The following is an 11207-nucleotide window of genomic DNA, read 5'->3' as shown; positions in this document are numbered from 1 at the left end:
ACAAGGGATGGCGTGGGGATCTCTGTTGTAGGAGCCGGCTTGCCGGCGAAGAGGCCTTTGGAGGGTGTGAATGTCTTGATGACGCCTTCGCTGGCAAGCCAGCTCCTACGAGGGATGGCGGGGAGAGGGCGATGGTGGGGAATGAATGGATGGAGAGTGTATGCGTATAGGTCTGGTGGGTTACGGCCATGGCGGTCGTCATTTTCATGCACCGTTGATTGCCAGTCTGGCCGGTGCGCGTTTTGTCGGGGTGGTGACTCGCTCCGCAGAGCGCCGGCGCTTGCTGGCCGAGGATCATCCGGGGGTTGCGACGTTCGACAGCATTGGCCAATTGGCGCAGGCGGGGATCGATGTCCTGGTGATTTCCACGCCCCTGGACGGGCGCCCGGCCCTGGTGCTGGAGGCCATTGAGCGGGGCATTGCGGTGGTCAGCGACAAACCCTTCGCCGCCGATGCGGCCGAGGCCGAGGGGATGATACGGGCCGCCGCCGCGCGCCAGGTGCCGCTCAGCGTCTATATGAACCGGCGCTGGGATTCGGACTTCCTGACCTTGCGCAAACTCCTCGACAGCGGCGCGCTGGGCCGGATCATCCGCTTCGAGTCGCGGGTCGAGCGTTATGCCCCGCAAGCCGTGGGCAATGCCAGTGGTGGCGGTTTCCTGCGGGACCTGGGCAGCCATCTGGTGGACCAGGCCCTGCAGTTGTTCGGGCCGGTGGCTCGGGTCTATGCCGAACTGCAGTACACCCCTGAAGAAGCCGTGGTCGACCACGGCTTTTTTGTTTCCCTGACCCACGTCAGCGGCGTGGTTGCGCATTTATGGGGCAGTTGCCTGCAGAACAGCCAGGGGCCGCGGTTTCGGGTCAATGGCAGCGCCGGTTGCTACACCGTCGATGGCCTGGATGGTCAGGAGCAAGCCCTGGTGGCCGGGCGCTCGCCGAAAACCGAGGGCGAGCGCTGGGGGGTGGAAGAGCATCGGCGCTGGGGCTGGTTCGAACAGGGGGATGAGCGCGAGCGCGTAACCTCGGAGCGAGGTGCCTGGCAGCAGTTCTATCAGCAGTTGCAACAGGCCCTGGAAGGCCTGGGCGCGCTGCCTGTCACGGCCGCCGACGCGTTGGCCACCACCCAGGTGCTAGACGCCGCGCGCTTGAGTGCGCAGCAGTCTCGGGTGGTATCGATGACGACGTTTTCCGAGGGAAAAACAGATTTAGAATAAAATTCTAAAATGAGTTGATATAGAAATTATTTTCCAATAAAGTCATTTCCAGGTTGCCGACTAGCTAGGTTCCAAACCCCTCAAGCACGCCTTGAGACCGGTGCGGGCCGACCAACAAAAACAAACAGGTACCGTCGATGAAAACCTTCAAATCAGTTGTACAGGCTGTACGTTCATTGTTTCGCCATCCTCACGCGCCGGCCGCCGTCCTGCCTCGGGCCAGCCGTTCTGCCGTCCTCCTGACTTGCCTCGGCTTCCTGTGCGAAGAACGCAACGGTTCACTGGTGTGCTGCGTTCCCGGTGCCCCCATCGTGCATCTGCCGCTCTGAGCTTTTTCTGCGCTTTATCCATAAAACCTACAAGAATGTGGAGAAAGACCTGTTATGAACACCAAGATCCGTTTTGCCTCTCTTGCACTGTCGATGCTGCTGGCCAGTGGTGCCGCATTCGCCGACATCAAGATTGGCGTGAGCATGTCGCAGTTCGATGACACCTGGCTGACCTATCTGCGTGAGTCGATGGACCAGAAAGCCAAGTCCCTGCCCGATGGCGTCAAGCTGCAGTTCGAAGACGCCCGCAGCGATGTGGTCAAGCAGTTGAGCCAGGTCGAGAACTTCATCAGCCAGAAAGTCGACGCGATCGTGGTCAACCCGGTGGACACCGCCGCCACCAAGAAAATTACCGAGGCTGCGGTGAAGGCCGGTATTCCCCTGGTGTACGTCAACCGCCGTCCGGATGACCTGAACCTGCCCAAGGGCGTGGTCACCGTGGCCTCCAATGACCTGGAAGCCGGGAAAATGCAGATGCAGTACCTGGCCGACAAGATGGGCGGCAAGGGCGACATCGTGATCCTGCTGGGCGACCTGGCGAACAACTCCACCACCAACCGCACCAAGGGGGTCAAGGAGGTGTTGGCCCAGTACCCGGGGATCAAGGTCGACCAGGAACAGACCGGGGTCTGGCTGCGGGACAAGGGCATGACCCTGGTCAACGACTGGCTGACCCAGGGCCGCAAGTTCGACGCGGTGGTGTCCAACAACGATGAAATGGCCATTGGTGCCGCCATGGCGCTGAAGCAGGCCGGGGTCGAGAAGGGCAGTGTGCTGATCGCCGGTGTCGACGGCACTCCGGATGGCTTGCGCGCGGTGAAGAAGGGCGAGTTGGCGCTCTCGGTGTTCCAGGACGCCAAGGGCCAGGCGGACGGTTCCATCGATACCGCGGTGAAGATGATCAAGCATGAGCCGGTGGAGCCGGCGGTGTGGGTTCCGTATCGTCTGATCACCCCGGACAACGTCGACCAGTTCAAGTAACACCGCTCACCTTCCAGAGCTGTTCCAGAAGAACAGGCTCTAACAACAATAAGTAATAAGTGGCAAGGCGGCCGCGGGCGGCCTTGCCGATGGAGTACCTGATCATGTTCTCTAGCGCGACTGCCTCGAGCACCCCGCTGGCGGGTATCTTGCCTGCCGCCCCATCGATTGAAGAGCCCTATCTGCTGGAAGTCATCAACGTCAGCAAGGGCTTTCCCGGTGTGGTTGCTCTGTCCGATGTGCAACTGCGGGTACGCCCGGGAACGGTGCTGGCGCTGATGGGCGAGAACGGCGCCGGCAAGTCGACCCTGATGAAAATCATCGCCGGCATCTATCAGCCGGACGCCGGGGAGCTGCGCCTCAAGGGCCGGCCGGTGGTCTTCGAAACGCCCCTGCAGGCCTTGCAATCGGGCATTGCCATGATTCATCAGGAACTCAACCTGATGCCGCACATGAGCATTGCCGAGAACATCTGGATCGGTCGTGAGCAGCTCAATGGCCTGCGCATGATCGATCACCGCGCCATGCACCGCTGCACCGCGCAGTTGCTGGATCGCCTGCGCATCAACCTCGATCCCGAGGAGCAGGTGGGCAACCTGAGCATCGCCGAGCGGCAGATGGTGGAGATCGCCAAGGCGGTGTCCTACGACTCCGACGTGCTGATCATGGACGAACCGACCTCGGCCATTACCGACAAGGAGGTGGCGCACCTGTTCTCGATCATTGCCGACCTCAAGGCCCAGGGTAAGGGCATCATCTATATCACCCACAAAATGAACGAAGTGTTCGCCATTGCCGATGAAGTGGCGGTGTTCCGCGACGGTGCCTATATCGGCCTGCAACGGGCCGACAGCCTGGATGGCGACAGCCTGATCTCGATGATGGTGGGGCGCGAGCTGAGCCAGCTGTTTCCCCAGCGTGAGAACCCCATCGGCGACCTGCTGCTCAAGGTCCGCGACCTGCGCCTGGACGGGGTATTCGACAGGGTGTCGTTCGACCTGCATGCCGGGGAGATCCTCGGCATCGCCGGGCTGATGGGCTCGGGCCGGACCAATGTCGCCGAAACCCTGTTCGGCATCACCCCCTGCGACGGCGGCGAGATGGTCCTCGACGGCCAGGCCCTGCGCATCAGCGACCCGCACCAGGCGATCGAGAAGGGCTTTGCCCTGCTGACCGAGGATCGCAAGCTCAGCGGGCTGTTCCCGTGCCTGTCGGTCCTGGAAAACATGGAGGTGGCGGTGCTGCCCCATTACGCCGGCGGCGGTTTTGTCCAGCAGAAGGCCTTGCGTGCCCTGTGCGAGGACATGTGCAAGAAGCTGCGGGTCAAGACCCCGTCCCTGGAGCAATGCATCGATACCTTGTCCGGGGGCAATCAGCAGAAGGCCCTGTTGGCGCGCTGGCTGATGACCAACCCGCGAATCCTGATTCTCGATGAGCCGACTCGGGGTATCGATGTCGGGGCCAAGGCGGAGATCTACCGCTTGATCTCCTTCCTCGCCAGCGAAGGCATGGCGGTGATCATGATTTCCTCGGAGCTGCCCGAGGTGCTGGGCATGAGCGACCGGGTCATGGTCATGCACGAAGGTGAACTCATGGGCACCCTCGACCGCAGCGAGGCGACCCAGGAACGGGTGATGCAATTGGCGTCAGGAATGTCGGTGGTGCACTGATTTTCAATCGATGGCGGCCGGCGGCGCTGTGATTCGCCGCGGCCAGGCACTAACAAAGGTGAGTGGTTATGAACGTGATGTCTGAAAACAAACCGGCCGCGGCGCCCGCTAGAACGCGCCGGCGCTTTCCCACCGAACTGAGTATTTTTCTGGTCCTGATCGGCATCGGCCTGGTCTTCGAGCTGTTCGGCTGGATCGTTCGTGACCAGAGCTTCCTGATGAACTCCCAGCGCCTGGTGCTGATGATCCTGCAGGTGTCGATCATCGGCCTGCTGGCCATCGGCGTGACCCAGGTGATCATCACCACGGGCATCGACCTGTCCTCGGGCTCGGTGTTGGCGCTGTCGGCGATGATTGCCGCCAGCCTGGCCCAGACCTCGGACTTTTCCCGGGCGGTGTTTCCGTCCCTGACCGACTTGCCGGTGTGGATACCGGTGGTGGTCGGGCTGGGCGTGGGGCTGCTGGCGGGGGGGATCAACGGCAGCATCATCGCCATTACCGGCATTCCGCCCTTTATCGCCACCCTGGGCATGATGGTTTCGGCCCGCGGCCTGGCCCGCTACTACACCGAAGGCCAACCGGTGAGCATGCTCTCGGATTCCTACACCGCCATCGGTCACGGGGCCATGCCGGTGATCATCTTCCTGGTGGTGGCGGTGATCTTCCACATCGCCCTGCGCTACACCAAGTACGGCAAATACACCTACGCCATCGGCGGCAACATGCAGGCGGCGCGCACCTCGGGGATCAACGTCAAGCGCCATCTGGTGATCGTCTACAGCATCGCCGGACTGCTGGCAGGGCTGGCCGGGGTGGTGGCCTCGGCGCGGGCCGCCACCGGGCAGGCGGGGATGGGCATGTCCTATGAACTGGACGCGATTGCCGCGGCCGTGATCGGCGGCACCAGTCTGGCCGGTGGCGTGGGGCGCATCACCGGCACGGTGATCGGCGCGCTGATTCTTGGCGTCATGGCCAGCGGCTTCACCTTTGTCGGGGTGGATGCCTACATCCAGGACATCATCAAGGGGCTGATCATTGTGGTGGCGGTGGTCATCGACCAGTACCGCAACAAACGCAAGCTCAAGCGCTGATGTACCTGCCTGTTGCAGGCGCAGGCTTGGCAGCGCAGGGGCCCGCAAGACAGTGCACAACGGGCGGGGCTGTTCGCCGGCAAGCCGGCTCCTACGGGGGGATAAATGGGGGTAAAAGGTTCGAATCCGCCGTCCGGTACTGCCGTTTGTCTTCTAACAGACCTGCTCGTATGGAATTTTTTGTTATAAAAGCACTCTGACAAGCGCCACCAAAGCCCGCAATTGCGGGCTTTGTGCGGTTTGTCGGACAGATTCGCTGTCATTTCAGTTGCTGCGCCCTCAAACCGGCCTTAGACTGCCGCCCCTCGTAAATTGAGTGCCGGGTGGCGCTTGGAAGGTATGGCGCCTTTCTGATGACCTGACGGGTCAACCGGAAACAGTTTGAATTCGCCTTAATGCACGTATTTTTTATAGAGAAATCAATGACCAAGGATAAGTTGCTGGCCATGCCGGCGGATGACTACATGAATGCCGAGCAGCACGCTTTTTTCAGCGACCTGTTGCAAGCCATGAAGGTGGAAACCCACGAGCGCATCGAGCAGAACCGGATCGCCATTGAAAGCCTGGACACCCCGGCTGACCCGGCCGACGCCGCTTCCGTCGAAGAAGAGCGCACCTGGTTGGTCAACGCCATTGATCGCGACCAGCGCATGTTGCCGCAACTGGAGCAGGCCCTGGGCCGGATCAGTGACGACAGCTTCGGCTGGTGCGACGACAGCGGCGAGCCGATCGGCCTCAAGCGCCTGCTGATCAGCCCGACCACCAAGTACTGCATCGAAGCCCAAGAGCGCCACGAGCAGATCGACAAGCATCAGCGCCAAGCCTGATCGCCAGCCCCCGCCACAGCGGGGGCTTTGTTTTTCCGGGTACGGCTCCATACCCGTTCATTCCCTTGATCTACTGCAAACCCCCGACTAAGGGACCATGGATAATGGCCTTCTAGTGGCGTCTAATGCCGAAAATAATTAGAACGATGTGGGGTGCTAAACATGTCAAGAGATGGATCTCTAGCGGTGCCGCTCGCGCCACCGCTGGCAACAACACCCGCTGCTGCCCGTTGGTGGGCGCCGACTTTGCAGAGCGCGGCCTTGATAGGCTTGCTGGGCGGTCAGGCACTCGGTGACTGGCCGCTGTACCTGTGCCTGCCCCTGGCGGTGCTGGTGGTCTGGCTGCCCCGGCTGAGAAGCCGCAAGGTGCCCGAGGCACCGGCGACAATGGCCGACAGTGAACTGTCGACGCTGACCCGCGACCTGTCCTACAGCACCACCCATAACGCCCTGTCTGCCGCTGGCGTGGCCTATTCGGTGACGCAACTGGCGGGCAAGCTGCAATCCCAGCTGGATGCGGCGGCGCGCATCGTCGGCAACGCCGAAGTGATGATCAAGACCGAACAGGCCACCTCGCAACTCAGCCGGCAAGCCCTGGAGGCGGCCAGTGAGGCCCACGCCAGCAGCGCCGAAGGGCGCACGGTGCTGGGGGAGTCCATCAGTCGCATGCACTCCCTGAGCGAGCGGGCCAGTGGCAGCCGCGAGCTGATCGAGGCCTTGAGCCAACGCAGTGAAGAGATCCAGCGGGTGACCCTGGTGATCCAGTCCATCGCCAGCCAGACCAACCTGCTGGCCCTGAATGCGGCTATCGAGGCAGCCCGGGCCGGGGAGCACGGACGGGGTTTTGCCGTGGTCGCCGACGAAGTGCGCGGGCTGGCCGGACGGACGGCCACGGCCACCGATGAGGTCGGGGTGATGGTGGCCGATATCCAGCAACGTACCAGCGACGTGGTGGAGCAGATTCGCCAGCTGTCCGACGACTTGAACCTGGGGGTGGAGCAGGTGGAACACACCGGTCGACACCTGGACAACATCGCTCGTCTGGCAGCGGGGGTGGAAGGCCAGGTCAGCGAGATCGCCCGGGGCGCCGAGACCAACCGCGAACAGTTGGACAGCCTGTTCCATGCCGTGGAGCAGATGCGCAGCGACCTGGCGGTCAGCGATCAGCAGACCCGCAGCCTGGCCCAGGCCGCGGTGCAGATGGAAGGGCAGGCGGAAACCATCAGCGAGCGCCTGGCGGCTGTGGGACTGGATGACTACCACCAGCGCATCTATGACCTGGCCCGTGAAGGCGCCCGGCGTATCGCCGAGCAGTTCGAGACCGACCTGGCGCAGAACCGCATCAGCCTCGACGACCTGTTCGACCGCCACTACCAGTTGATCGCCAACACCAATCCGGCCAGGTACCAGACCCGTTTCGACCGCTACACCGACCAGGTGTTGCCGCCGATCCAGGAATCCCTGCTGCCGCGCCATGACGGCCTGGTGTTCGCCATCGCCTGTACCCAGGAAGGTTATGTACCGACCCACAACCAGGCCTTCTCCCAACCGCTGACCGGCGATCGCGTGGTGGACAACCTGCATAACCGCAGCAAGCGCAAGTTCGCCGATCGCACCGGCATTCGTTGTGGTAGCCACCAGCAACCGTTGTTGCTGCAGACCTATACCCGGGATACCGGCGAACTGATGCACGACTTGTCGGTGCCGATCTGGGTCCAGGGGCGGCATTGGGGCGGGCTGCGCCTGGGCTACAAGCCCGAGCAGGCGCCGCCCCAGCGCAAGGGTTGAGAGGACATTGTTACCAGGGACGTAACACTGCTGTGCAGAATCTGACTGTTCCAGGCGCCGGGAACTGACTAGTATTCCCATATCGTTAGGGAGCTAACTAATTCCCGGAGGTTCTCCATGCACAGCAAGGTTGATGTAGCAGTGATGATCGGCAGTGGTGTTCCCCCCATGCTGCGGGATCTGGGACGCAAGGCGTGCTGGGTGGTGCTGGTCAATGGCGAACAACGTGGCACGGCCTTTGCCAGTCGCGGCGAAGCCGAGGAGTGCCGGCAGGCCTGGCAGGCGCAATTGGCGCAGGGCCGGTCCGGTCGCCATGCGTTCCAGCATTCGGCTTGATGCCTGGGCTGCGCCTGGCGTGTTGAACGGCGGGGGCGGATGCAGGGATTGAGGTCGTTGCAGGCAGGGGCCGGAGGCGAGTCGGTGGTTTTAAGTTAATCGTCATGATGCTCTTAAACGGATCTCGCCTGGGGCACGGTGGCGCCGCTGGGTCCCTGGGGCGGCGCGCTGGGGCAGGTATCAGGCGTTCAGGGCGCCCTGGTCGATGGCCAGCTTGAGGGCCTTGGCGGATGCCCTGGCCGCCGCTGCAGCTTCTTCCGCGGTCTTGAACCAACGGTCGCGTTCCACCTGGTGGAAGGTGACCTGGGTCAGTGGGGGTTTGGCGCGCATGGCAATCACGGCCTGAAATTCGCCTTCGACTTCTCTGCACTCGCCACGAATGAAAAACTCGCCAATATCTAGTTCGGTCACTTCTAGCCTTCCCTTGGAGATGAGTGAGTGCTTGAACACCGCGTGCTGCGGACATTCAACCAGTGGCGGAGTATGGCAGTTGTTAGGCGGCGACGGGCTGAGTTATGTCACCTTGCTCCAGGTAAAGATTATTCTGGTGTTCTAAGCTGAAACTTCCTATCAGGAAATCCTGATGCAGAACTCCGGCAATCCAGCCCACTGCATCAGCGTATTACTGGCTAGAATGTCCGGCCGTCGAGCACTCACTCCCGGCAACATTACCGGCTGATCTCCAACATGGGTCTTTGTATTACTGGTCGGGTGACTAGTGCTCGGATGCTTTAAATAGTCGAAATGCACAAAGTTGCTCTAGAATTGCTTCTGCAACCCGAAGTGGCTGCCGATCTGGGGAATCATGATCAGGGTGTATCCGGCCAGCAGGCCGGTTTCAGCACCCGCTCCAGTTAACGTGCCGCCACGCTTTGCGGGGTGTCAGAGCCTACTCCTACAGCCTTCGACATGAGCCTGATGCATCGGCGAAATGCCCGTTGCTCAGCTCCGGCGTCAGCGCCGTGGCCGGGAGTGCCGGGTTCACTTATGTGCTTTTTGGGTCACTGATTGGGTTGACTACGCCGTCATGGCGATTTTTTTGTGCTGTCCGTTTTTCCTCGGACAGCATCATTTTGAGTATCGGGGAGTGTTCCTTGGCAGTAAGTAATCTTGAAATGCATGCCTTGTTCGTTTTGGGTGATTTGCGCGCAAAGCTGGTCAAGCAGTTCCAATCTCGTTTTGTCTATATCACCGAACAGTCCGCCGAAGGCATCTACATCGCCGAAATCGATACCGAGAGCGCGTTGGTGGTGGACGACAAGCCACGACTGGAACTCAAGGTGGGCGATCATTTTCGCGCCGCCGTGCTGCCCAGCCGTGAAGGCGGCAAGCTGGAAATCCGCTTTCGCGACATCAAGCTGACGGTCTATGGCCTGGGCGACTATGCCTTTGTCAGCAGTCCCCAGGGGCAGGGGATAGTGTTCAGGGAAGGTCACTCGGTGGTGATGGTCTTCGCCGCCAACGAACAATTGCAGGAAGGCTTGAGCAAGACCCTCAAGGCGGTCAGCGCCAAGGCTGCCAAGTTCCGCAAGGGCGAACTGGTGAGCTTCAAGGCCAGCGAGTGATGAGCCAGAGCCGCGCCGAGTTTCACCAGCAGCACCAGCAGGCCGCCTGTGACGAGGCCCAACGCCTGTTCGCCGAGAGACCGCGCCTGCAGGGCGCCTGGCTGAACTGGGTGGCCGGCCAGCTGTACCACTTGCGCCCGGCGGCTTACGCCAGCATGGTGCGCCGCGAGTTGCAGCGGCTGCAGGAGCCGGCGGACCCTTGAGGGTCGATCCGGGCCATGCCCGCGGTGGAAAATACGGAACCTCTACTAGAGTCAGTTGACTGAATGCTTCAGGGGCCTGGCATCTTTGCCTTGCGTGTCCCTTTTGCCCCGGTCCCGACCCCCGAGAGGTGCACCCATGAAAGGATTTCGAGCGCTGCTGGCCAGCAGCCTGTTGGCCCTGGCCGGGCTGAGCACGCCTGCGCTGGCGGCGGCCCCCGCGCCGATTCACTTTGCCGACCTGAATTGGGAAAGCGGCAGCCTGATTACCGAGATCCTGCGGATCGTGGTCGAGAGCGGTTACGGCCTGCCCACCGATACGCTGCCCGGCACCACCATCACCCTGGAAACCGCCCTGGCCAACAACGATATCCAGGTGATTGGCGAAGAGTGGGCGGGGCGCAGCCCGGTGTGGGTCAAGGCCGAGGCTGAGGGCAAGGTGCTGGCTTTGGGGGACACGGTCAGGGGCGCCACCGAAGGCTGGTGGGTGCCGGAGTATGTGATCAAGGGCGATCCCGCCAAGGGCATCGTGGCCCTGGCGCCGGAGTTGCGCAGCGTCACCGACCTGGCTCGCTACAAGGATGTGTTCAAGGACCCGGAAAGTCCGAACAAGGGGCGTTTTCTCAACAGCCCGATTGGCTGGACCTCGGAGATCGTCAACCAGCAGAAGCTCAAGGCCTATGGCCTGGAGGACAGCTACGTGAACTTTCGCAGCGGCTCCGGCGCGGCCCTGGATGCGGAGATCAGCTCGTCGATCCGGCGGGGCAAGCCGATCCTGTTCTACTACTGGTCACCGACGCCTCTGCTGGGGCGTTTCAAACTGGTACAACTGCAAGAGCCGCCCTTTGATGCCGAGGCCTGGAAGACCCTGACCGACGCCGACAACCCCAACCCGCGCCCGACCCGTTCCCTGGCCTCGAAACTGTCCATCGGCGTGTCTGCGCCCTTTCACAAACAGTACCCGCAGTTGGTGCACTTCTTTAGCCAGGTGGACCTGCCCATCGAGCCCCTCAACCAGGCCCTGGCGCAGATGAGCGAAAACCACAGCGCCCCCCGTGATGCGGCCCGGGCCTTCCTCAAGCAGCATCCTGACCTCTGGCGCAACTGGGTGCCCCAGGACGTCGCCGCCAAAGTCGCCGCGTCCCTGTAGTAGGAGCCGGCTTGCCGGCGAAAGGGCCCGCAAGCCTTGCACCGTCCATGGCGACGC

The 11207-nt window shown here is 62.0% G+C and carries 11 protein-coding genes; 10 read left to right on the top strand and 1 reads right to left on the bottom strand.

Annotation, left to right across the window (positions count from 1 at the left end; genetic code table 11):
• Positions 1-160: 160 nt before the first annotated feature.
• The 7 genes from BLX41_RS00445 to BLX41_RS00410 all read left to right on the top strand — a co-directional run bounded on the left by BLX41_RS00445 (position 161) and on the right by BLX41_RS00410 (position 8235).
• Positions 161-1213: a Gfo/Idh/MocA family protein gene (locus BLX41_RS00445; protein WP_123723311.1), complete on the top strand. Its 1053-nt coding sequence runs from the start codon at positions 161-163 to the stop codon at positions 1211-1213.
• A gap of 383 nt (positions 1214-1596) precedes the next feature.
• The gene (locus tag BLX41_RS00435; RefSeq protein ID WP_102864452.1) at positions 1597-2523 is read left to right on the top strand and encodes a sugar ABC transporter substrate-binding protein; all 927 of its coding nucleotides are present in this window, start codon (positions 1597-1599) and stop codon (positions 2521-2523) included.
• A gap of 104 nt (positions 2524-2627) precedes the next feature.
• Positions 2628-4193 (top strand): sugar ABC transporter ATP-binding protein, encoded by a 1566-nt coding sequence (locus BLX41_RS00430; RefSeq protein WP_123723312.1) that lies wholly within the window; start codon positions 2628-2630, stop codon positions 4191-4193.
• A 68-nt stretch (positions 4194-4261) separates the two neighbouring features.
• Positions 4262-5284, top strand: coding sequence for an ABC transporter permease (locus BLX41_RS00425; protein WP_123723310.1), 1023 nt, complete (start codon positions 4262-4264; stop codon positions 5282-5284).
• A 422-nt stretch (positions 5285-5706) separates the two neighbouring features.
• The gene (locus BLX41_RS00420) at positions 5707-6111 is read left to right on the top strand and encodes a TraR/DksA family transcriptional regulator (RefSeq protein ID WP_123723309.1); all 405 of its coding nucleotides are present in this window, start codon (positions 5707-5709) and stop codon (positions 6109-6111) included.
• 162 nt (positions 6112-6273) lie between these two features.
• Positions 6274-7899, top strand: a complete 1626-nt coding sequence (locus BLX41_RS00415; RefSeq protein ID WP_123723308.1) for a methyl-accepting chemotaxis protein — start codon at positions 6274-6276, stop codon at positions 7897-7899.
• A 117-nt stretch (positions 7900-8016) separates the two neighbouring features.
• Positions 8017-8235 carry a hypothetical protein gene (locus BLX41_RS00410; RefSeq protein ID WP_123723307.1) on the top strand — a complete coding sequence of 73 codons (219 nt, stop codon included), beginning with the start codon at positions 8017-8019 and terminating at the stop codon, positions 8233-8235.
• Positions 8236-8415: 180 nt separating this feature from the next.
• On the opposite strand, the gene BLX41_RS00405 is transcribed toward BLX41_RS00410, so the two are convergent.
• Positions 8416-8646, bottom strand: a complete 231-nt coding sequence (locus BLX41_RS00405; RefSeq protein ID WP_123723306.1) for a hypothetical protein — start codon at positions 8644-8646, stop codon at positions 8416-8418.
• A 683-nt stretch (positions 8647-9329) separates the two neighbouring features.
• Here BLX41_RS00405 and BLX41_RS00400 point away from each other — a divergent pair.
• The 3 genes from BLX41_RS00400 (at position 9330) to BLX41_RS00390 (ending at position 11150) form a co-directional block, all read left to right on the top strand.
• Positions 9330-9800, top strand: coding sequence for a hypothetical protein (locus BLX41_RS00400; protein ID WP_123723305.1), 471 nt, complete (start codon positions 9330-9332; stop codon positions 9798-9800).
• Entirely contained in the window at positions 9800-10003 is a 204-nt protein-coding gene (locus tag BLX41_RS00395) for a hypothetical protein (protein WP_123723304.1), read from the top strand. Before BLX41_RS00400 ends, BLX41_RS00395 begins: the two co-directional genes overlap by 1 nt.
• A 136-nt stretch (positions 10004-10139) precedes the next feature.
• On the top strand, positions 10140-11150 hold the full coding sequence (locus BLX41_RS00390) for an ABC transporter substrate-binding protein (protein WP_123723303.1): 1011 nt from the start codon (positions 10140-10142) through the stop codon (positions 11148-11150).
• Positions 11151-11207 lie beyond the last annotated feature (57 nt).

The organism is Pseudomonas protegens, assembly GCF_003732485.1.
In the GTDB taxonomy this organism is placed as follows: domain Bacteria; phylum Pseudomonadota; class Gammaproteobacteria; order Pseudomonadales; family Pseudomonadaceae; genus Aquipseudomonas; species Aquipseudomonas protegens_B.
This window is presented reverse-complemented; position numbering and strand designations above follow the sequence as displayed.